An 18,780-nucleotide genomic window follows, 5' to 3' on the forward strand; every position below is an offset into this window, starting at 1 on the left:
ACGCGCTCAAAGAGCAGCGAGCCGCCCTGCCCCAGGCCGACCAGTCCCTTTCAAAAACCCATTGCCATACGATTCACGAGCGAAAGAGGTTTGCGGAAGACGCCAGCCCTTTGCCAAGGCGTCAGCGTCGAGCCTTGAGCAATCGGCCGGTCGTAAAATCAAGTAAGAATAGGAAAGTATTCCTAGAAAAGTCTGGCCACGGTCATTGGGATTTTCGACTGGGGTTCTGCGGCGGCTCTATGTTGATAACGCTGACCTACAGCAGGAACCTCACACTCGCCGCCGTCATTGGCGTCGGACTGTTTATGTTGGGCTACTGGCTGATCCCGTTCTATGCGAGCCGGAGGATGATTTTTAGCTGGCAAGCCTGTTAACCGCCCTCCCCGGCCGATCCGAACAGCGGATTGGTGCGAGTTGAACGCGAACTCCAGGACCAGATACGTTCAATGGCTCACCCCCTTTCAAGGGTCGCCGGTGACCCGCCGCGCGTCACTCGCCGGATGCGGACAGTCCCGTAAGCAGCGGTGCGTAGCCAGCGAGCCTCAGGGACACGAATTCTATGAAGAGCCGCACGCGCTTGGTCTTGCGCGTCTCGCCCTGGGTGAGGATCCAGAGCGCGCCGTTTAGGCGTGGCTCGATGCCCGGCGCCCTCGCCAGCAAGGGGTCGGCGTCGCCGACGAAGCACGGCAGTCTTGTCATCCCGATTCCTTGCCGCACCGCGGCGACCTGGGCATCGGCGTCCGGAGCCCTGAAAGGCGCCCCGGCCGCGCGGACCTCGCCCGCCTTGGCCCAGTCGGGCACGCCGCGATCATTGATGACGATCGGCCGGATGGGCCCTATCGCGCCCGCACGCCACTTGGCCAACAGGTCGCGGGACATGTAGATTCCGGCGGCCAATTGCGGTCCCGCCAGGCCGTGGAGATTGAGCGGCAGAGCCTTGCGGTCGACGACGAAGCGGATCGCAACATCGGCCTCCCGGTTGGTCAGGTTCGCCACCTCGCCGGTCGATTGGATCTCGATCTCGATGTCCGGATGCAGGCGGGCGAAATCGGCCAGGTCCGGCATGAGAAGGTGGGTGGCCAGGAACGGCGGCAGCGTGACCCGCAGAAGTCCGCGCGCGCTCTGGTCGCGCCCGAAAACGCGCGTCTCCAGTTGGTGAGACGACGCTTCCATCTGCTCGGCGAACTCGACGACTTCCTCGCCAGCGGCGGTCAGGCGGTAGCCCGACGGCCGCTTCTCGAAGACTTGCACCCCGAGCCGTTGCTCGAGCTGAGCGATGCGCCGGAGCACGGTCGCGTGGTTCACGCCGAGACGCTCGGCGGCCGCCCTGACCGAGCCGCCACGCCCGACGGCCAAGAAGTAGCGAATATCGTCCCAGTCGATCATGGTCATGGTGCGATCTTGCACCGTGACACTCAACTTTCAACGGCCGCACCTCCATTCAAAATAGAGCTTCACCAATCATGCGGATCGTTTTCGCACCACCGATGTGCGCTGTTCCGCACTGAACGACCAGGCTTGGCAGACCTATTTCGAGGCTCTCGGATCGTCATCGGACGACCAAACGGAACCTCGAAGGAGAAGATCATGGGCAAGCTTGACGGTAAGGTGGCGGTCGTCACGGGTGGAACGAGCGGCATGGCGCTGGCCAGCGCCAAACGCTTCGTCGAGGAAGGCGCCTATGTGTTCATCACCGGCCGGCGGCAGGAGGCGCTGGACGAGGCGGTGAAGGCGATCGGCCGCAACGTCACGGGCGTGCGCGGCGACGCGGCTAATCTCGACGATCTCGACCGCCTGTTCGACACGGTCAAGCGCGAGAAGGGCAAGATCGACGTGCTCTACGCAAGCGCCGGTACGGGCGAAGCTGTCCCGCTTGGCGAGATCACCGAGCAGCACTTCGATACGACCTTCGGCCTGAACACGCGTGGCGCCCTCTTCACGGTGCAGAAGGCCTTGCCGCTGTTCAACGACGGCGGGTCGATCTTCATGACCGGGTCGGTCGCCTCTCTCAAAGGCTTTCCGGGCTACAGCGTGTATGCGGCCAGCAAGGCGGCCCTGCACGCCTTCGCGCGCGGGTGGCTCAACGAACTGAAGGGCCGGAACATCCGGGTGAATGTGCTGCATCCGGGGCCGATCGCCACGCCGATGCAGGATCAGGTCCTGACCGAAGAGGCCAAGAAAATGTTCGAGTCCCTGATCCCGAGGGGAACGATGGGACGTGCCGAGGAAATCGCGGCCGCCGCGCTGTTCCTGGCTTCGGACGATTCGAGCTTCGTGAACGGGGTGGAGCTGGCGGTCGACGGCGGCTTCTCGGCCATCTGAATTCGCGCCGGATCGCCCCGAGCGGCTGATCCCAACACCACAGGAGAACCATCATGAGCTATGCGATCATAGGTTTCGGCAAGATCGGCCAGGCCCTGGCCCACGCCTTCACCCGCAGGAACATCGAGGTGGCCGTCGCTAGTCGCCACGCGCCCGAGGCCCTGGCGCCGCAGGCGAGGGCTATCGGCCCGACGGTCATCGCCAAGTCCCTGCAGGACGCCCTCAAGGCCGACACGATATTTCTGGCTGTCCGTTCCGAGTCTCATCGGGATGTCGCCGGAGCTCTGTCGAGCTGGGAAGGCAAGACCCTCGTCGACGCGACGAACTCGCAGGTCCCGCTGGAAGAGATGGACGGCCTGCTGTCCTCCGCGTTCGTCGCCAAGCTCTACGCCGGCGCCAAGGTCGTGAAGGGCTTCAACCACTTGGGCGCCACCGCCCTGGCGGCGGATCCAGTCGTCGTGGGCGGCCACCGCGTCGTCTTCCTCGCGAGCGACGACGAAGATGCGGTCGCGCCCGTGGCGGCCCTGGCCAAACAGCTCGGCTTCGCTCCCGTCAATCTGGGGCGGTTCGACGAGGGCGGCGCGTTGGTTCACGCCCGCGGGTCCGCCTGGGGTCCGCTCATCTTCCAGAACATGGTCAAGAAGGAGCAATAGCGGACTTGCGGCCAATTGCGGGAGGGGTGTTTCAGCGCCCTTCCCGCCCCCACCTCCTGGTCACTGGCCAGGCAGCGCCAATATCGGACTCGGATCATCAAGAGCTACGACCTTCATGCATGCCTATTCGCGAAGCTGAATCAGGCGCGCAATAGATCCTTCGCCAACCTCGCCGCTTTCCCGCTCCCACCAACCTCGCGCAGCGCAGCCTGCGCCGAAGCCGCGAGGGGCCGTCCGGTCAGCGCCCGCGCCTCCAGAAGAACCTGGAGCACGTGGACGGCGCTCCGTTCCTCGAAGTCGAGGCGTGGAAGCCAGGCTTCCAAGCCCTCGCAGACCACCTCGGCATGCAGGGTTGAAACCTGCACGACTTGCAACAGCCCCTCGCCCAGCCGGTTGAGTTTGCCCCATTTGCCTTCGCCCAGCCGCGCCATCACCTCGGCGAACAGACGCGGGTCGAACACCCGCCCCTCGATCCCCTCGATCAGAGCGTCGACGGCCAGACCTTTGACGTCGGCGTCCTTGCCGATCAGGCCCAGGCAGAGCAGCAGGTGCCCGACCTCGCCCCAGGGCCGGTTCTTCTGGAACAGCGAGTGGAGAAATCCGAACCCGGGCGTCCAATTGCTGCTGTTCTCGTCGATCCTGTCCGCCAGTTTCGCGGCTCCCTTGATCTGCGCCCCGGCGGGATTCTGCGGCCAGAGATAGGCAAGCCATTGGGTGACCCAGACCGTGTTCAGGTCGCCCGAGAAGTGCTTGGCCTCCGACCGCCGGCACAGCGCGGCCGTGGGCAGTTCGCTCCACTTCGCCACCAGCGGGCCTTGCAAGGTCGTGCGCAGGCGGGCGATCAGCCCGCCCGGGACCGCCCTGTCCGTCGTCTCGCCGCCGCGCTCCACCGTGACGTGGAACTCCGGCGTCTTCCAGCGCATCTGTTGGTGCTGGCCGGTCTTGTGGGCCGCGCGCCAGCCATACCGCGCAGGCTTCAGGCCGTCGGGCCAGTCGTCCTCGACGCCAAGCGGCGCGAAGGCCGAGCTCCAGTCCGCCAGCGGCGCGCGGCAGCGGGCGGCGGTGATCAGAGCGGCGTAGGCGTGGCGGTCTTCCTTCGCCGGCGGGGCCTCGCCGCCCAACGCGAAGATCACGATCCGGCGTAGTGGCGCGGGCAGCGCGCCGACCCGCTCGAGCGCTTTGTCGCGGTTGTCCGGCGCCAGCCGCAGCAGCGACAGGCGGAAATCCATCGTCTGGCCAAGTCCCGCCACAGGCGCCAACTCGTGCAGACGATCCATCCAGACCAGCGGATCGATCCATCCGCCGTGGTGCGTGGGCGCGGACAGCAGCGTCCGACTTTCGCGTCGCGCCGCCCGATCGGCGACCACCCGCAGATGGGCGATCATCGGCTCGAAGGCGTCGTCCTGCGTATAGTATATCGAGGCCTCGAATTCCGTCCGGTACAGCCGGCCGTGCGCCCAGCTGAAGATCAGATCGACCAACGCCAGGCCCGCGCCGACCCGAACGACCCCGAGGCCGTTCGACCCCGTGCGCCCGTGCTCGAGACGATGGACCAGCGGGGCGACGCGCTGCTCGAAATCAGCTGGCGGGCGGCCGGCGAAGCGGCTGATCGCGTCGATGATCCGCTCGATCTCGTCCGGGCCGTCCACGACCTCGACCGCATGCAGCACCGCGTCGATCAGCGCGTCGACCGACGGAATCGGCGTCAATTCCGTCTCTGGGGACAACACCGTCCGGCCGACGACGTCGCCGCCAATCGGAACGTAGGCTTCCTGCCGCGCGCCCACGGGAGCGGACAGCGCGCCGGCGGCCGCAACCCGTTCCGCGCGCGCGGCCGGCACCGTGGCCGGATCCTGACCCACCAGGGCCAGCAGCCGGACCCTATTGCTGGCGGCGACGAAGCCTTCGAGTTCGGCGATCAGCTGGAGGTGCGCGGCCTCCAGCCGCCCAACGCTCGCCTCCAGCAAGGTCAACGCCTTGGCCTGCACGTCCGCGTTCGCGTGGCGGAGGGCCTCGACGGTCGCCGACAGGCATCGCGCCCGCGCGTCTTCGTCACGCGCCGCCGTGCGCTGGACCAGTGTCAGCGCGGCCATGGCGTTGCCCTTGCCGGCGCCGGCGAACACGCCCTGGATCTCGCGCAGCACGGGATCCGCATCCAACGCGCCCAACTTCTCGACCTTGGTCAGCATCTCGATCGCGAACTTCGCTACGTGGCCGACCGGATGGCACAGCAGGTCGATGTAGAGCGGCTGATGCCGTAGCAATTCCTCCGAGGTCGGCGTCATCTGGACGTAGAAGCGATGGAAGCCGGCGAGCTGGTTCTCCTTGATGTCCAGCCGCAGGCCGTCCAAGGCCGCGCGCAGCAGCCGCTCCCGATCGAGCCTGCCTTGCGCCGACAGCTTCACCAGGGCTTCGGGCCAGGTCTCGTAACCGGGGGGCGCGCCGCTGGTGAGCCAGCCGTTGGTGTTGAAGGCGATGGTTTCGATCTTGAACAGCGCCCACACGTCCTCCAGCAGGATCGGCTCGTCGATCAACTGCTGGCTGAGGGGCGGTGGCGACGGCGTAGTGTCCGGCTTGCCCCAGTCGCGGGCGCGCATCAGGTAGGCGGCGAACTTGCCGTAGTAGCCGTCGACCTCCGGCTTGCGGCAGACGCCGCTCTTCATCCAGGACAGGATCGTGGGCAGGTCAAGCCAGGTGAAGTCCTGCTCCAGCTCGTGTGCGATCCACTCGTCGATCCAGGGCGGACGGCGGTCCGTCAGGATGCGCTCGGCCACCGGCTGTTCGCCCCACACATGCAGGCCGCGCTTCTTCAGCGCCGAAAGGGGACCGAGCGCGAAAAGGGCCACCGCGGCTTTGTTGTTCTCCGGCGCGCTGTAGAATCTCCAGGCCCCCTCCTTGCCCCGTTGCGCCAGCAGCGCCTTCAAGCGCTCGGACGCGGTCTCGCCGGCCTTGCAGGCGCTCAGCTGCCGATGCAGCTTCTGCGCCGCCGAGGACAGTTTCGCCCGCGCCTTCTCGTCGAGGTCGGCGCAGGCCCGCTGCAGCGGCCAGGCGTCGCCTTCCCCGAGGATCAGGTCCTCCAGCATCTCAGGCGTCATCGCCGTCCGCTCCCTGCTGCACGAGCGACGCGGCCAGGATGTGCTTGCAGGGGCCGCGCTGCCCCTGGTGCTTGCTGAACCAGGGACAGGTGCAGGTGTCCTGCTCATCGGACAGCCGCACACGGTGCTCGGTCCCCGTCCCCTGAACCGCGAAGGCCAAGCCGCCTCCGCCGCCGAGGGATCGGACCTTCCCTTCCTCGACCAGCTGGCGGGCGTTGCCGAGCCGCGGCTGCATCTCCTCGACCTTGGCGAGGTCGAACGGCAGCTCGCGGTGGAAGTACTGCTGCGCATTGGCGTCGAAGCCGGCCAGGCCTCGCGCGCCCAGAACCGCCAGCGCGTCCTTCACCTCGCCCACATCCATTTCAAGCGAAGCGGCCAGCCCATTGGGGTCAAGGCGCGACTGCCACTTGAGGCTGGCGCGCACCTGCGCGATGGCGTTGTCCGACGGCGGCCTAGCCAGCGCCGACAGCACCTGCCCCTCCCCGGAAAAGCCGCGATAGACCTCGGGGCTGATCATCAGGAAGAAGCTGCCTTGAGGATAGCAGACCTCCCAGGCGCTGGCGCCGCTATCGTCGTCGGCCCACACCTTCAGGCTTTTGGCGCGCAGCAGCAGCGGCTCGATGATCTTCACTCGATGGGTTCCCAAGATCGGCACGGCGCCCTTCTGCGGGCGCTGGCTGAGCCGTATGGACCGGCCCACCGACGCGGCGTAGCTGGGCATCTTCGGCCGCGAGGCCTGCGGCAAGCTCCGGACGAACCGCAAGGCTTCGGCCGCGGTCACCTCCATCTTGAGCTCCAGTCGGGGCTGATAGGCCTGAACCTCGCTGAACCCCTTGATCCAGCGCAGCGGCAGCTTGACCTTCTTTTCGACCGTGCGTTCGGCGCCCCGGCTAAGCACGACCTCGTCGGCGCCGACGGCGAAGGCGACCTCCTCGTCGTCACGCAGGCGCAGCAGGGCGTTGCGCATCTCGACATTGAAATCGACATTGGTCGTGCCTCGACCTTGGCGCTCACCGTCGAAAGCCGAGGCTGGCAGGTCGACCCGGGCGTAGACGCCGCAGCATCCGCTGAAGCCCTCCAGCCGCAGGATGTCCTCGGTGCTGGTCAACACGGGATCGAGCAGGGCGGGCCGCGGCAGGAAGAAGTGCGTGCGGACGACGTCGCTCAGCACATAGAGCATCTCGCCGACCATTCGCGGATGGCGCAGGCGGCCGTCGAAGAAATAGGGCTGGGCGTGGTCGGCGTTGTAGGTCGCCAGCGACAGCCGCGGGGAGCCTCGTCCGCTGGGCTCCACCCGCGAAGGGGAAGCGTAGCGATAGGTGAAGTCGATAGCCGCGGACAGGTTCTTTCCCCCAAAAGACAGATGCCGGTCAGCATACTAGACCATTCAGGTTCACCCACCACCCCGAGTGGAGCGAGCGCAGCATGGGCGGCCTCTCCTTGGCGAGTGGGGTGACTGGACGGCACGATCTTTTTGGGGCCGTCCAGGCCCACGGACTCCGACAGGGCTGATCGGCGCGGCCATCGCGCGACTACTGAACCTCCGTGGCGCGCGCGAGGCCAGCCTTGCTTGGAGTCGTGCCTTCACCCTCGAACGGCTCCAGCCGGAAAGTTAGACGCGTCGGCTCCAGGCGGGTGCGGTATTGCATGTGCGGCTGGCCGACATGGTTCCAGGCTGTGTCGCCGCCGACGCCCCACTGGGCCCCGTCGACCAGCAGCGAGACCTCGCCATGCGGCACGATGTCGGTGCTCTTCCACGTTCCCTCAGGGCGGCGGTAAAGATCGGAATAGGGGAAGGCCAGGACGGTCATCATCAGCGGCGCCTGGCCCCGAACCCGCAGCCCCCTGCCCTCGCCCGCCACCTCCATCCAGCGGACGTCGACCTTGTTGCCGGTGTCCTGCGGCCGCATGTAGTCGTGGTTCTGCTCGGCGATCAGCCCCCGCCACAGGCCGATCGGCGCGCTGGTCTTGCGATCGACATAGCTCTCGTGCGGACCGCGACCGTACCACTCGACCGTCTTGACGCTCGCAGGCATCGAGAAGGCCAGGCCCACCCGAACAGGCGGCGGAAGGTCGCTCTTCAGCGGCGTCAGCAGGCCGTCGACATCCACGGCCCCGTCGCCGCTCATCTTGTAGGTGGTGACAAAGCGCGCCGCGCCCGCGCCGAGTTCGTGGTCGACGACAACCTCCGCTCCCCCGCCCGGCAGCCGGCGGGCGGTGATCGAGCGGACCTCCCGGTCCTTGGTCATGACCTTCCACGGCGTCTGCTGCGACACCGTCCCGGTCAGGGTGTCGTTGTCGGTCTCGGCCCGGAAGAAGTTAGGCGCGCCGCCGCTCAGCAACGCCGATCCGGCCTTGCCGTAGCCGGTGAGCAAGCCCGTCTTGCGGTCCAGCGTCAGGCTGGCGCCGCCAGCTGACAACGAGATGCTCTCGGCGGTTTCCTTCAGATCGACCGAGCCGTTGGCCGCCACGACAGTCGCGGCCGTCGGCGGCCCCAAGGCGAACTGCTCCCAGCCGACCACATAGCCTTCCGGCGTCAGCGGCACGGCCCCCGCCTTGGCCTTGGCGCGGATGGTGACGAAGTATTCGGCCCCGGCCTTGGGCTCGACCTTGGGCAGCGGAAGGGTGATCGCCTGGGTGGCCCGCGCCTTGGTCGCCAGGTCAGCCAGCGGCCCCGACGCGATAGTCACGCCGTTCTCCTGCAGCGACCACTCGAAGGCGAAACCCGACAAGTCGCGGAAGTCGTGGCGGTTGCGCACCGTCACCGCGCCGGTCGCCGGATCGAAGCCCTCGAACTGGATCGGCGAGAGGACCTTCTGGACCTCGTACACATGCGGATTGGGCGTACGGTCGGGTTGGATCAGGCCGTCGCCGAACTCGACGTCGCCGCCGGGGTTGGGGCCATACTCACCGCCGTCGCCCCAGTAGCGCCGGCCGTCCTTGGCGTAGCGGTACATCGACTGGTCGACCCAATCCCAGATGAAGCCACCCTGCAGCTTGTCGTACTTGTAGATGGTGTCCCAGTACTCCTTGAAATTCCCACCGGAGTTTCCCTGCATGTGGGAATACTCGCATTGGATCATCGGCTGGGTCCGGGTCGGATCCTGCGCCCAATCGACCATCTTCTCGATGTCGTCGTACATGGGCGCGTAGATGTCGACGTAGGGGTTGGGCGCGTGCTCCCAGTCCAAGGTGCCCCAGCCCAGGTACGAGATCAGGCGTGACGGATCGCGCTTGCGCGCTTCAGCGGCGGCCTTCTCGAAATTGGGCCCGATGCCGGCCTCATTGCCCAGCGACCAGAAGATCACCGAGGGGTGGTTCTTGTCGCGCTCGACCATGTTGAGCACACGGCTGACATGGGCGCCCTCCCAGGCCGGGTCGAAGCCGATCTGCAGCTTGGGCCTCAGTTCCGGATGCTTGTTGGCGTAGTCCATGTAGGCGTGGCTCTCGATGTCGGCCTCGTCCATCACATACAGGCCGTACTCGTCGGCCAAGGCGTACCAGCGCTCGTCATTGGGATAGTGCGAGGTGCGCACAGCGTTGATGTTGTTGCGCTTCATCAGCTCGATGTCGCGGCGCATCGAGGCTTCCGACATCACGTGGAAGGTCTCCGGATCGTGCTCGTGGCGATTGACGCCGCGGATGACGATCGGGCGGCCGTTGACCGCCACTCGGCCATCCTTGATCTCGACGGTGCGGAAGCCGATGCGCTGGGGCGTGGCCTGGAGGACCTGGCCCTTGGCGTCGAGAACCTCGACCAGCAGGGTGTAGAGGTTGGGCGTCTCGGCGGTCCATTGGCGGACGCCGGGAACGGTGGCCGACAGCATCTCCGTCCTGGCCGCGCCGGCCGCGACCTTGGTCTCCTTGGTGAGGATCGTCCTGTCGCCGTCCAGCAGGGTCATGCGCACGGTGACGGCCTGGTCGCGCCTGGTGAGCGCCACGTCGGTCGACAGCGTCCCGTCGCGGTAGGCCTTGTCGAGACCGGCATGGACGAACAGGTCGGTCAGGCGGGCCTTGGGCGCCGCCTTCAGATACACCGAGCGCTCGATGCCCGAGACCCGCCAGAAGTCCTGGTCCTCCAGGTAGGATCCGTCCGACCAGCGGTGGATCTGGATGGCGACGATGTTGGTCTTTCCTGGCGCGAGCAGCTTGGTGACGTCGAACTCGCTGGGGAGTTTGGAGTCCTCGGAATAGCCGGCCTCCTGGCCGTTGACCCAGACGCGATAGGCCGAGCCGGCCGCGCCGATGTGCAGGATCACGTCTTGACCGGACCAAGACGCCGGAATCTCGAAGGTCCGGCGATAGGAGCCGACCGGATTGGTCTGGTGCGGGATCAGCGGCCGGTTAGCCGGGAACGGATAGGTGATGTTGTTGTAGCGCGGCTGGTCGTAGCCCTCGGTCTGCCACATGGCCGGGACCTTGATGGTCTTCCAGGCCGAGACGTCATAGTCCGGCTTCTCGAAGCCCTCGGGCACGGCGTCGGACGAGGGCGAGAAGGCGAATGACCATTGACCGTCCAGCGACTGGTAGCGCTCCGAGCGGGTCTGGTCGCCGGCCAGGGCCGCCTCACGGCTCTCGAACGGGAAGTGGGTGGCGTTGGCGGCCAGCTTGCCGCGTGCATAGACCGCCGGGTTCTCCCAGTCGGGGCGCGAGGCGTCCACCTGCACCGGTTGCACGCGCGGCGGCTCGGCGGCCGCGCCGATCCCCGCCAGGCCCAGCCAGGCGACGCTGGCCAACAAGAGCTTCTTCATACGCACCCTCCCGCCGGATCGAGCCCGGTTCATTCATCAGACAATTAGCTGCGGGGCGGCGTCAACGCCCATGCTTGGCGGCGGGCGGCGTCCGCCCCTACCCTTGGAGAAGAAAAGGCCGGTGGGGACCCTTGGTCCGCACCGGCCAGTGAGGTTTGCCAGCGGGGGACGCTGGCAAACCATGGGTCCGCGAGAGGGAAGGTCTCGCCGAAGGGTCTAGAACTTGCCGCGCACGCCGAACTTGATCGTCCGGCCATCATACTTGGCGTAGTCGAGGCGGGTCTTCTTGCCGTTGCCGTAGCGACCCGCGACGTCTTCGAAGTAGTCGAAGCCCAAGGTGTTGGTGAGGTTCAGGACATCGAGACGCAGTTCGAGGGCGTCACTGATCTTGTAGCTGACGTTGCCGTCAAGGTAGCCAGCTCCGGCATGCCAGCGCTCCAGATCCGAACCATCGGGGTTGGTGTCGATGATGTTGCGGGCCTTGTAGTTGTAGGTCAGTCGCGCGCCCAACGGGCCCTTTTCGTAGTAACCGGTCAGGCTGTACGAATATTTCGGGATGCGGTTGACCATATCGATCGACCCATCCTGCTTACGATACTTCAGATCGTTGCTCTTCGAATTGACCTTGGTGTAGCTGGCGAGCGCGCCAAAACCGTCCCACGGCGCGGGCAGGAAATCGAAGGACTGCTGATAGGCGAACTCGAGACCGTCGAGGTTGACCGTGCCGCCATTGATGAAGGTGTCGACGTCGATGGCGAGGTTGGGGTCGACATGCCCATTTTGGGTCTGCCAAATGATGGCCAGCGACTCGTCGGGAAGGCCCAGGCTGGAGAACGGCACGACCGAGCGCTGAGCGATCGTCGTATCCTCCAGTTTCTTCTTGAAGTAACCCGCGCTCAGAATGCCGCCGCGCCCGAAGTACCACTCAACCGTCGTATCCCAGTTCGTCGAGATTTCCGGCTTCAGGTCAGGATTACCCGAGGTCGCATAGGTGTTGTAGATATTGGGAATGACCGTCTGAGCCGCGATACGCGACAACGAAGCGCGCGTGATCGTCTTGCCCCAGGAACCGCGCCAGACCACATTCGGGATCACGTCATAGGCAAAGCTGACAGAAGGCAGTGTGTTGTCGTAGCTGCTCTCTTCGGTATTGGGCTGATAGGCGCCGCCGGTCCCCGTCTTCTTGAAGTTGTCGATGGTCATGTCGGTCGCCGAATAGCGCACGCCGGCGTTGATACGCAGTTCCCGGTCAAGAACCTGCCCGATGAAATCCGACTGGATAAAGGCGGTGCTGACCTGCTCGTCGGCGGTAAAGCTGCTGGAGAGATCGACCGGCGAGGCCATGGCCGCGCCGACCGGATCAAGGGCGTTGATCACGTAGCCACGAGAGAAAGTGGCCCATTGCTGCGGGTAATTGTCGCCGATGACGAGGTTATCAAGCGGCACGTAATGCAGCATCGAAGCGCGCAGCCCCGCGGCGCCGATCGCGGCCAGGCGAGCCTGAACGATCGAGGTTCCGTTACGCTTGGTCTTTTGCTTGGTCGTATCGACGTATGACAGGCCAGCCTTCAGGTGACCCTTCCAGTCGCCCAGCCCATAGTCCCAGTCGGCCACCAGCTTGGCGACCCGCTCGGTGTCCACTTCGCGGTTCCAGTCCACGGCCGTGCTGAAATCTTCGAAATTGGCCGGGTTGGTGAAGTCGACGCCCGGCGCCGAGAGCCCCGGATAGACCCGGTCGCTCCCCCAGTCGAGGGTGGAAGTCACGCCGTAGATGTTCGAGACGATGCGCTTGTTGTCGTAGAACGCCCGGCTGTCCGATGCCGCCAGTTGGCCCGTCAGTCTCAAGGAATCGTTGACTTGGTACTTGGCGTTGAGGCCGGCGTACCCGAACTTGGTCTCGGCGTTATAGTAGTAGCTCTCGCCCAGATAAGACGTGTTGCCGAACGTTCCCTGAAGCAGATTGCCGTCGACGATGCTGACGTTGATCGGCACGAGGCCGTTGTGACCCGCGGTGCCCGGGCGCGCGGCCATGTTGGTCGTGGCCGAATTGCGGATCGGCAGGCCGAAGGTGAATTCGTCACGCGAGTCCTGCAGATGCGACGCCAGGACGTCGAGGCTCACATCCAGCTTGTCGTTGTTGTACTGCAGCGAAGACACCAGGCCATCGCGGTCGCGCGTGTTTTCAGCGCCGTAGTAGCGGTAGAAGCGCGACAGATAGGCGCTGTCGATCGCCGCTCGGTTACCGAGCATGCCCGCCGCGCGCGGATCGGCCCAGTCCAGCGCCATGTTGAAGGGACCATTGCGCAGGGTCGGGGGCGTCTTTGTGTCGACGGGCACGGGGTGGCCAGCCAGATAGTTGCTGTTGTAGCCGCCCGTCGCCTCGAAACCCGACTTCATGTTGACGCTGGTCGAGTGGGCGACACCGATCAGGAAGCCCCAGTTGTTCCAGGTCTTGGAGAACAGCCCGAAGAGGTTGGGGTCCATCTTCTTGGATGCGGTGTTGTAGGAGGCCACGGCGTTGAAGCGCAGAACCTGGCCGCCGGCGCCGTCGAACGGCCTTGGCGTTTGAAGATCGACCACGCCGCCGACGCCGCCTTCTTCGAGTTCAGCCAAGGGTGTCTTGTAAAAGTCCACGCGGCCGAACAGTTCGGAGGCGAAGACGTCGTAGTTGAAGTCGCGCGACGAGCCGCCGACATTGGTCGAGGAGGTCGTATGGACCGGAGCGCCATTGACGGTCGTCACCGTATACTCAGGGCCCAGGCCCCGGATGGCGATCCGTTGGCCTTCGTTGGAGGCGCCATCGCGGGTCATGTAGATCCCGGGAATGCGCTGCAGGGCTTCGGCGACGTTGGCCTCGGGGAACTTGCCGATGTCCTCGGCGACGATCGAGTCTCGGACAGCGATCGCGTCGCGCTTCAGGGTCAGCGCCTTCTCCAGCGAGGAGCGGAAGCCGGTCACCACGACCTCTTCGACAGTGTCGGTGGCGGCGACAGCTGGCGTCGCCGCCTCCTGGGCCCAGGCCGCGGTGACCCCGCCCATTCCCATGGTCAAAATCGTCGTCAGCAGAAGCTTCTTCTTCACGATGTTATTCCTCCCCATTGCGGTCTTGCCGCGCAGCGCTCGCCCGCTCGCCTTGCATTGGAGCAAGCGGCGGCCGACGATCAAAAGGCGGTCTGCCGGCGTCAGGAGGCGCGTGACGTACGCGAACTTGTTTCCTCACCCCGGACGCTGAGCGCCTCTGGACCTTCTGTCACGCATATCGACACAAGCGCGCAGCTATGGGAACGGCATTTGTAATATTGTTCAGCCAAATCGCGTTCGGACACGCAGAACGTTGCGTTGGCGCAACACTGCTCCGCGAACAAAGGTCAAAAACTGAAACGCAAGCAGTCGCAGACCGCGCCCGCCCCACCCTATCGGTAGCCGAACTCCGCGCTGATCTTGGCGGTTGCTTCCTTGACGTAGGCGGTCACGGTTTCGATTCGCGCGTCGTCCATGTACTGGGCGATCGACGAGACCGAGACCGCCGCGACGATCTTGCCGCTCATGTCGCGGATCGGAGCAGCCACGCAACGGATGTGATCTTCGTTCTCGTCCAGATCCAGGGCTGAGCCCTTGGCGCGATACGCCCGCATGACCTCCAACCATTGGCGAAGGTCGTAGCGATAGCGGGGAAAGATCGCCGCTTCGCGCAGGTAGACTTCGCGCCAGACGTCTTCGCTTTCATCAAGCAGTAGAGCCTTGCCAAGCCCCGTGTGGCGCAAAGGTTGGCGCTCGCCGACCACGCAGCGCACCTCGATGCGGCGCGAACCGGGAATCTTGTCGATGTAGTGCACCTGGTCGCGCTCCAGGACGCCCAGGTTGACCGTGTCGCCAGTGTCGATCGACAACTGGCGCAGATGCTCGCGGCTGACGCGGGTCAGGGTGATCTGCTGGGAGGCGGCATAGCCGAGTTCCAGCAGCTTGGTGCCCAGCGCATAGCCTTCGCGAGCGTTGAAGGACAGGAAGCCAGCCTCCACCAGGGTCGACGCCAGGCGGTGGACGGTGGTCTTGTTCAGCTTCAGGGCCTTGGCCATCTGGCCAAGGGTTGCATCGCCCTTGGCCACGCGGCTGAGCACCTCCAACCCCTTGAACAGGGTCAGCGCTCCGGCGCTGGTGCGCGGAGAAGAGGCTTGATCCGCTTCATCGTCGTCAATGGCGATGTCGATGGACTGGGACATCTAAGGCAACTCTCGGCATCGGCGCGACGCGCCGTTCCGGTAGTTGATACGCTTCGGCGTTCCCTTTGAAAACCCCACCCCTCGCCCAGCCTCAGAAATCGACGGCGTAGTCTTTCGGGAACGCCTTGCCGGCGAAGGCGAGCTTCTGGGTCCACGGCTCGGCAGGGGTCGTCCAGAAGCTGTCGTCGGACGCAAGGCCCAGCGCCAGGAAGCTCTCGGTGGTGATGTACATGCTGCCGTTGTTTGAATACCAGTCGCCCAAGGTCGGATGGTGGCCCACAAAACCGATGGTCAGGAAGCCGTCCGGCGTGAAATTGCTCGGCTCGCTGAACACGGCCTTGTGCACGGCCGACAGCGCCGACCGCACCTGCCCTTCCGAGATCTTGGCCGGCAGTTGCTTGCGCCAAGCCAGCAGCGCCAAGGGCTGGAAAACCGCGGTGCGATAGGTCAGCGACCGGCCAAACGGCGGGAAGGTTCCTTCCGGAGAGACGAACCGCTCCAAATGCTCGCTGTAGCGCTGGGCGCGCTTGACGGCCAGTTCGCGCCATTTCGTCAGGTCGTCCTTCCAGAATGGCGCCTTGTGGGCCTCCATGACCTCCAGCACCTGGACCATCATCGGGTGCATCACAAAGGAGCTGTAATAGTCGAAGTGGAAAGTCGCGCCGTCCTGGATCCAGCCGTCGCCGATGTACCACTCGTCGATCTTGCGCACGGCGGTGTTCAGCCGCATCGGGTCGGACTCCTCGCCGATCGACAGCAGGAACGCCTCATTCATCGCCGCGAACAGCAGCCAATTGATGAAGGGCGGGTTGACCCGCCGCAGCCCCTTGATCTCCTCGACGATGCGCCTCTTGGTCGTCGCGTCCAAGGGCTCCCACAGCGCCTTGGGCGCGCGCAGCAGAGCCTGGGTGAAATAGGCGGAATCGACCAGGGCCTGACCGTGACCGCGCCAGGTCAGATAGTCGGGGCTCGAGGGATCCACGGCGTGGACATAGCTTTGCAGCGCCTGCTCGGTCAGGCGTTTGCGCGTGCGGCCCTCGGGGGTGTCGTCCTGCGGCAGGCTCAGCCAAGGCGACAGTCCCGAGATCAGCCTGCCAAAGCATTCCAGATAGGCCACGCTCTTTTCGCGCCCGTCCCAGGTCGGGCTGAGCTCCAGCGGAAAGGCTTCCTTCAGTCGCCCCTGCGACATCGCCGACAGGACCGGTTCGGCGATCGATTGCAGCAGGCCGGTCATGTAGGCCCGATCGGTCTTGGACGGGGTCTTGGCGGGCGCGGCCTGCGCCGCGCCGGAACCCGCCAGGCTCGCGGCCCCCACCAGGGCCGTCTTCAGGAAATCGCGCTTGTGCATGGAAGCCCCCTCAATGGCCGGCGTTGGGTTGTGTCCGCGGGACCTGAACGGTCGGATCCTTGGCGGGCGTCAGATCCAGGTCCGCCACCGCCGTCGCCGCAAGCAGGAACGCGCCCACGCCATAGAACTGGGTGTCGTCATAGCTGACGCTTTCGGGACGGTCGGACACGGGTTGCACGTAGCCGAACTTGCCGTCGGGGTGGACCGCGCGCGTCAGGGCCGCCCAGCCCTTGCGCACCGTGGGCTCGAAGCTCGCCCGGTCCAGCAGGCCGGACTTGATCCCCCAGGCCAGGCCATAGGTGAAGAAGGCGGTGCCGCTGGATTCCGGGGGCGATTTGGCCGGGTCCGAGAGCAAGGACGGCGACCAGTAGCCGTCGGGCTTCTGGATCGCCTTCAGCTTGCCGGCCATCTCCTTGAAGACCGCCTCCATCTTGATCCGGTCAGGATCGCCGGCTGGCAGAAGTGGGATCATACGGGCCAGGCCCGCCACCACCCAGCCGTCGCCCCGGCTCCAGAACACCTTCTCCCCATTGGGACCCCGCCGGGTGAAGAACCGCGAGTCCCGGTAGTAGAGATGTTCGTCGGGGTCATAGAGAAAGGCGGTGACCGCCGCGAACTCCGATTTGGCGTAGGCGGCGTAGCGCGGATCGCCGCTGACCTTCGACAGCTCGAGCCAGGTGGCCGGCGCCATGAACAGCGCATCGCTCCAGCACCAGCGCTGGTCGCAGTCCACGCCGCGCGGATCGGTATATTCGGCGTGCTCCAATCCCACCTTGGGCGGATAGGTCAGGATGGCGTCGAACCGCTGGCGCAGAGGCGCGATCGCCTCGGCGCCAGCGCCGTTCTGCGCCGCCCAAAGATAGGCTTGGCCGATCACGTGATCGTCGGCGTGATAGAAGCGTTTGCCCAGTTCCCACTGGTTGGCCAGCCCCCGGGCGAGGATGGCTTGCCGGTAGGCCGGATTGGACGAGCGATCGGCCAGGTCGGTCAGACCCACGAACAGCGCGCCCTGCACCCAGCCCTTCGGATCGGCGGTGTCGCGCGAGGTGTTGGGCGGAATGTATCCGGCGGCCATGGTCGCCAGTTGATAGTCAGCGACCTTCCCGGCCAGACCCATCACCTCGGTCCGTGCATACGGGATGCGGCTGGCCGCCTGGGACGCAGCGGCGGTCGCGGCCAGCGTCGCAGAGGGCGCCAGGGACGCGGTCAAGATCGCCAAGGCGAGCGCGGTGTGAGCCAGGGACGTCATGGAGGAACTTTTCCTTGGGAATGAGTGGCGGGGCGCGCGCTTCATCGCGCCCCCTATCGAAGCTGACAGATGTCGAGGACATCCATGTCGTGATAGTCGAGGTTCTCGCCCCCCATCGCCCAGATGAAGGCGTAGTTGGAGGTGGCCGCCCCGCAGTGCACCGACCAAGGCGGGCAGATCACCGCCTGCTCGTTGGCCACCACAAGGTGACGCGTCTCGTCCGGCGCGCCCATGAAGTGGAAGACGCGATCCTCGGGGCTCAGCTGAAAATAGAAATAGGCCTCGGAACGCCGGTCATGCAGGTGGGGCGGCATGGTGTTCCATACGCTGCCTGGCTTGAGGATCGTCAGGCCCAGAAGGAGTTGGGCCGAGGCGCAGACGCCCGGCACGACCAGTTGATAGATGATGCGATGATTGGAGGTCTCCGGCGCGCCGCGTTCCAGCGGAATGGCCGCGCGGGTCGACAGCGCGCGGGTCTCATAGGCCGCGTGGGCGGGCGTCGAAGCCAGATAGAACCGTGCCGGGGTGGCCGGGTCACGGCTTGCGAAACGCACGTCCACCGCGCCTCGGCCAATATAGAGCGCGTCCAGCGGGTCGAGCTGATGGACCGTCCCATCCACCGTGACACGCCCGGGGCCCTCGCCGACATTGACGACCCCCATTTCCCGTGACGCCAGGAAGGGCGCTCCGCTTTGGGAGGTCGGCTCGGTTTGAACCGGCAGGACGAGCTCTTGGAGGAGCGGCGCCGCCCCGCCGATCACCAGCCGTTCCTGGTGCAGGTAGTTGAGGGTCAACGTGTCGGGCGCGAACAAACGATCGACGAGGTAACGGTCGCGCAGGTCTTGCGTGGCCGCGCCGTCCATCATGTCCGGATGGGTGGCGTAGTAGACCTTGGCGAAGGGCCCCGAGGTGGAAGCGCTCGCATCGCTGGCCGCCGCGCCCGCGCCCCGCCGAGCCGCCCAACGGCGCCCCTTGTTCACGCCGCAAGGTTTTAGGCTCACGCCGCTGGCCACTCATCCCTCCCGACCCGCGCGCAAACCGCCGACCACTTGCTCTTGTATTGATACTATAATTGCGAAATTGAAACGCAAGACCATAAATCGGAATGAGCAGACACGGGCGCATTGGCGTGATGCCGCCTG

Annotated in this window: 12 protein-coding genes; 3 read left to right on the plus strand and 9 right to left on the minus strand. The window is 65.5% G+C overall.

Translation table 11 applies throughout. The features are described 5' to 3' along the window. On the plus strand, window positions 1–374 hold a 374-nt coding region (locus tag AC1DMQ_RS25310; protein ID WP_477036294.1), incomplete at its 5' end, for a hypothetical protein. A gap of 115 nt (window positions 375–489) precedes the next feature. On the opposite strand, the gene AC1DMQ_RS25315 is transcribed toward AC1DMQ_RS25310, so the two are convergent. Continuing rightward, window positions 490–1,392, minus strand: a complete 903-nt coding sequence (locus AC1DMQ_RS25315) for a LysR family transcriptional regulator (protein ID WP_477036295.1) — start codon at window positions 1,390–1,392, stop codon at window positions 490–492. A gap of 195 nt (window positions 1,393–1,587) precedes the next feature. On the opposite strand from AC1DMQ_RS25315, the gene AC1DMQ_RS25320 reads away from it, so the two are divergent. Together AC1DMQ_RS25320 and AC1DMQ_RS25325 are read left to right on the plus strand one after the other, a co-directional pair. Then, a complete protein-coding gene (locus tag AC1DMQ_RS25320; RefSeq protein ID WP_477036296.1) occupies window positions 1,588–2,322 on the plus strand; it encodes an SDR family NAD(P)-dependent oxidoreductase in 735 nt (244 codons plus the stop codon). A gap of 53 nt (window positions 2,323–2,375) precedes the next feature. Then, window positions 2,376–2,975, plus strand: coding sequence for an NADPH-dependent F420 reductase (locus AC1DMQ_RS25325; protein ID WP_477036297.1), 600 nt, complete (start codon window positions 2,376–2,378; stop codon window positions 2,973–2,975). Between the two features lie 140 nt (window positions 2,976–3,115). Here the strand turns inward: AC1DMQ_RS25325 and AC1DMQ_RS25330 are convergent, their stop codons facing one another. The 8 genes from AC1DMQ_RS25330 to kduI form a co-directional block, all read right to left on the minus strand. Further along, entirely contained in the window at window positions 3,116–6,070 is a 2,955-nt protein-coding gene (locus AC1DMQ_RS25330) for a DUF6493 family protein (RefSeq protein WP_477036298.1), read from the minus strand. Further along, a complete protein-coding gene (locus AC1DMQ_RS25335) occupies window positions 6,060–7,364 on the minus strand; it encodes an SWIM zinc finger family protein (RefSeq protein WP_477036299.1) in 1,305 nt (434 codons plus the stop codon). Before AC1DMQ_RS25335 ends, AC1DMQ_RS25330 begins: the two co-directional genes overlap by 11 nt. A 238-nt stretch (window positions 7,365–7,602) precedes the next feature. Continuing rightward, window positions 7,603–10,821: a glycoside hydrolase family 2 TIM barrel-domain containing protein gene (locus AC1DMQ_RS25340; RefSeq protein WP_477036300.1), complete on the minus strand. Its 3,219-nt coding sequence runs from the start codon at window positions 10,819–10,821 to the stop codon at window positions 7,603–7,605. Window positions 10,822–11,037: 216 nt separating this feature from the next. After that, on the minus strand, window positions 11,038–13,986 hold the full coding sequence (locus AC1DMQ_RS25345; RefSeq protein WP_477036301.1) for a TonB-dependent receptor: 2,949 nt from the start codon (window positions 13,984–13,986) through the stop codon (window positions 11,038–11,040). Window positions 13,987–14,234: 248 nt separating this feature from the next. After that, window positions 14,235–15,041, minus strand: coding sequence for an IclR family transcriptional regulator (locus AC1DMQ_RS25350; protein WP_477036302.1), 807 nt, complete (start codon window positions 15,039–15,041; stop codon window positions 14,235–14,237). Window positions 15,042–15,132: 91 nt separating this feature from the next. Further along, window positions 15,133–16,389, minus strand: a complete 1,257-nt coding sequence (locus AC1DMQ_RS25355) for a DUF2264 domain-containing protein (RefSeq protein WP_477036303.1) — start codon at window positions 16,387–16,389, stop codon at window positions 15,133–15,135. A gap of 10 nt (window positions 16,390–16,399) precedes the next feature. Beyond that, entirely contained in the window at window positions 16,400–17,638 is a 1,239-nt protein-coding gene (locus tag AC1DMQ_RS25360) for a glycoside hydrolase family 88/105 protein (RefSeq protein ID WP_477036304.1), read from the minus strand. Between the two features lie 53 nt (window positions 17,639–17,691). Then, window positions 17,692–18,651: a 5-dehydro-4-deoxy-D-glucuronate isomerase gene (kduI, locus tag AC1DMQ_RS25365; protein WP_477036305.1), complete on the minus strand. Its 960-nt coding sequence runs from the start codon at window positions 18,649–18,651 to the stop codon at window positions 17,692–17,694. Window positions 18,652–18,780: the final 129 nt, after the last annotated feature.

Source organism: Caulobacter sp. 05L422, from assembly GCF_056397765.1.

Coding starts and splice junctions, on each gene's coding strand:
- AC1DMQ_RS25325 (WP_477036297.1), top strand. CDS start 2,376: ATGAGCTATGCGATCATAGGTTTCGGCAAGATCGGCCAGGCCCTGGCC.
- AC1DMQ_RS25355 (WP_477036303.1), bottom strand. CDS start 16,389: ATGCACAAGCGCGATTTCCTGAAGACGGCCCTGGTGGGGGCCGCGAGC.
- AC1DMQ_RS25330 (WP_477036298.1), bottom strand. CDS start 6,070: ATGACGCCTGAGATGCTGGAGGACCTGATCCTCGGGGAAGGCGACGCC.
- AC1DMQ_RS25350 (WP_477036302.1), bottom strand. CDS start 15,041: ATGTCCCAGTCCATCGACATCGCCATTGACGACGATGAAGCGGATCAA.
- AC1DMQ_RS25360 (WP_477036304.1), bottom strand. CDS start 17,638: ATGACGTCCCTGGCTCACACCGCGCTCGCCTTGGCGATCTTGACCGCG.
- AC1DMQ_RS25340 (WP_477036300.1), bottom strand. CDS start 10,821: ATGAAGAAGCTCTTGTTGGCCAGCGTCGCCTGGCTGGGCCTGGCGGGG.
- AC1DMQ_RS25315 (WP_477036295.1), bottom strand. CDS start 1,392: ATGACCATGATCGACTGGGACGATATTCGCTACTTCTTGGCCGTCGGG.
- AC1DMQ_RS25320 (WP_477036296.1), top strand. CDS start 1,588: ATGGGCAAGCTTGACGGTAAGGTGGCGGTCGTCACGGGTGGAACGAGC.